Here is a 2827-nt window from a genome sequence, read left to right on the forward strand (position 1 = left end):
CCTTAAAGGCCCAGGGAAGACTCATCTCGAGGCAAGTTTCGCGCTTAGATGCTTTCAGCGCTTATCTTTTCCGCACTTAGCTACCGGGCAGTGCCATTGGCATGACAACCCGAACACCAGTGGTGCGTTCACTCCGGTCCTCTCGTACTAGGAGCAACCCCTCTCAATCTTCCAACGCCCACGGCAGATAGGGACCGAACTGTCTCACGACGTTCTAAACCCAGCTCGCGTACCACTTTAAATGGCGAACAGCCATACCCTTGGGACCTACTTCAGCCCCAGGATGTGATGAGCCGACATCGAGGTGCCAAACACCGCCGTCGATATGAACTCTTGGGCGGTATCAGCCTGTTATCCCCGGAGTACCTTTTATCCGTTGAGCGATGGCCCTTCCATTCAGAACCACCGGATCACTAAGACCTACTTTCGTACCTGCTCGAGCCGTCACTCTCGCAGTCAAGCTAGCTTATGCCTTTGCACTAACCTCACGATGTCCGACCGTGATTAGCTAACCTTCGTGCTCCTCCGTTACTCTTTGGGAGGAGACCGCCCCAGTCAAACTACCCACCAGACACTGTCCTCACCCCAGATTATGGGGCCGAGTTAGAACATCAAACATTAAAGGGTGGTATTTCAAGGTTGGCTCCACGCAGACTGGCGTCCACGCTTCAAAGCCTCCCACCTATCCTACACATCAAGGCTCAATGTTCAGTGTCAAGCTATAGTAAAGGTTCACGGGGTCTTTCCGTCTTGCCGCGGGTACACTGCATCTTCACAGCGAGTTCAATTTCACTGAGTCTCGGGTGGAGACAGCCTGGCCATCATTACGCCATTCGTGCAGGTCGGAACTTACCCGACAAGGAATTTCGCTACCTTAGGACCGTTATAGTTACGGCCGCCGTTTACTGGGGCTTCGATCAAGAGCTTCGCCTTGCGGCTGACCCCATCAATTAACCTTCCAGCACCGGGCAGGCGTCACACCGTATACGTCCACTTTCGTGTTTGCACAGTGCTGTGTTTTTATTAAACAGTTGCAGCCAGCTGGTATCTGCGACTGGCTTCAGCTCCGAGAGCAAGTCTCTTCACCTACGCGCCAGCGTGCCTTCTCCCGAAGTTACGGCACCATTTTGCCTAGTTCCTTCACCCGAGTTCTCTCAAGCGCCTTGGTATTCTCTACCTGACCACCTGTGTCGGTTTGGGGTACGATTCTGTGTTACCTGATGCTTAGAGGCTTTTCCTGGAAGCTTGGCATCAACTACTTCTGCACCGTAGTGCATCGTCATCACGCCTCAGGGTTAAATAAGTAACCGGATTTACCAGGTCACTCCCCCTACACGCTTAAACCGGGACAACCGTCGCCCGGCTAGCCTAGCCTTCTCCGTCCCCCCTTCGCAGTAACACCGAGTACAGGAATATTAACCTGTTTCCCATCGACTACGCCTTTCGGCCTCGCCTTAGGGGTCGACTCACCCTGCCCCGATTAACGTTGGACAGGAACCCTTGGTCTTCCGGCGAGCGGGCTTTTCACCCGCTTTATCGTTACTTATGTCAGCATTCGCACTTCTGATACCTCCAGCAACCCTCACAGGTCACCTTCAACGGCTTACAGAACGCTCCCCTACCCAACAACGCCTAAGCGTCGCTGCCGCAGCTTCGGTGCATGGTTTAGCCCCGTTACATCTTCCGCGCAGGCCGACTCGACCAGTGAGCTATTACGCTTTCTTTAAATGATGGCTGCTTCTAAGCCAACATCCTGGCTGTCTATGCCTTCCCACATCGTTTCCCACTTAACCATGACTTTGGGACCTTAGCTGGCGGTCTGGGTTGTTTCCCTCTTCACGACGGACGTTAGCACCCGCCGTGTGTCTCCCGTGATAACATTCTTCGGTATTCGGAGTTTGCATCGGTTTGGTAAGCCGGGATGGCCCCCTAGCCGAAACAGTGCTCTACCCCCGAAGATGAGTTCACGAGGCGCTACCTAAATAGCTTTCGGGGAGAACCAGCTATCTCCCGGTTTGATTGGCCTTTCACCCCCAGCCACAAGTCATCCGCTAATTTTTCAACATTAGTCGGTTCGGTCCTCCAGTTAGTGTTACCCAACCTTCAACCTGCCCATGGCTAGATCACCGGGTTTCGGGTCTATACCTTGCAACTAGTCGCCCAGTTAAGACTCGGTTTCCCTACGGCTCCCCTATACGGTTAACCTTGCTACAAAATATAAGTCGCTGACCCATTATACAAAAGGTACGCAGTCACACCACGAAGGTGCTCCCACTGCTTGTACGTACACGGTTTCAGGTTCTATTTCACTCCCCTCGCCGGGGTTCTTTTCGCCTTTCCCTCACGGTACTGGTTCACTATCGGTCAGTCAGGAGTATTTAGCCTTGGAGGATGGTCCCCCCATATTCAGACAGGATGTCACGTGTCCCGCCCTACTCATCGAACTCACAATTAATGCATTTTAGTGTACGGGACTATCACCCTTTACTGTGCGACTTTCCAGACGCTTCCACTAACACAAGAACTGATTCAGGTTCTGGGCTCCTCCCCGTTCGCTCGCCGCTACTGGGGGAATCTCGGTTGATTTCTTTTCCTCGGGGTACTTAGATGTTTCAGTTCCCCCGGTTCGCCTCATACGACTATGTATTCATCGTATGATAGTGCAACGAATTGCACTGGGTTTCCCCATTCGGGTATCGCCGGTTATTACGGTTCATATCACCTTACCGACGCTTATCGCAGATTAGCACGCCCTTCATCGCCTCTGACTGCCTAGGCATCCACCGTGTACGCTTAGTCACTTAACCTCACAACCCGAAGGTGTTTC

At 52.8% G+C, this 2827-nt stretch carries 1 rRNA gene; it reads right to left on the bottom strand.

The annotated features are described in order from the left end of the window. A 23S ribosomal RNA gene (locus tag AC1RKC_RS24095) occupies positions 1–2807 on the bottom strand; the annotation flags it as partial. Positions 2808–2827: the final 20 nt, after the last annotated feature.

The organism is Serratia sp. GW822-FHT06E05 (genome assembly GCF_058799445.1).